Annotated in this window: 1 pseudogene; it reads left to right on the top strand. The window is 52.9% G+C overall.

The features are described from left to right. Nucleotides 1-233 (top strand): annotated as a pseudogene (locus J8I87_RS44235) (IS701 family transposase); the annotation flags it as partial. Nucleotides 234-412: the final 179 nt, after the last annotated feature.

The following is a 412-nucleotide window of genomic DNA, read 5'->3' as shown; positions in this document are numbered from 1 at the left end:
ATCAGGACCTGAAGCAGGAGTTCGGGCTCGGTCATTATGAAGGGCGAGGCTGGCGTGGCTTTCACCATCACGCCACACTGAGTATCGCTGCGTACGGATTTCTGATGGCTCAGCGACTCAAAATGCAATCAGATGGGCGTGGTAAAAAAAACTTCCTTGAACACGCGCTGCCTGCCCTTCCCCCGGATTACATCCCCCGGGGCAGTCCAGCGCGCTCAGCGCCACGTTCCTGATTCCATTACTACGTTACGCATCCTGCTTGGACAAAGACTCATGCAACGATGGCACTCTTACGGTACAACAATTGAGCGCACAACTGATTTTATGACACAGTGAGACTTCTATGGGGCATTGGAAGTCAAGCCCTTTCGCGATCCATTTTTCCGTCAGTTATCTCCCATTCGAGAGCGCG

This window comes from Paraburkholderia sp. LEh10, from assembly GCF_017814945.1.
GTDB lineage: Bacteria > Pseudomonadota > Gammaproteobacteria > Burkholderiales > Burkholderiaceae > Paraburkholderia.
The sequence above is the reverse complement of the archived record's forward strand: the minus strand, read 5'-3'. Positions and strand labels throughout refer to the sequence as shown.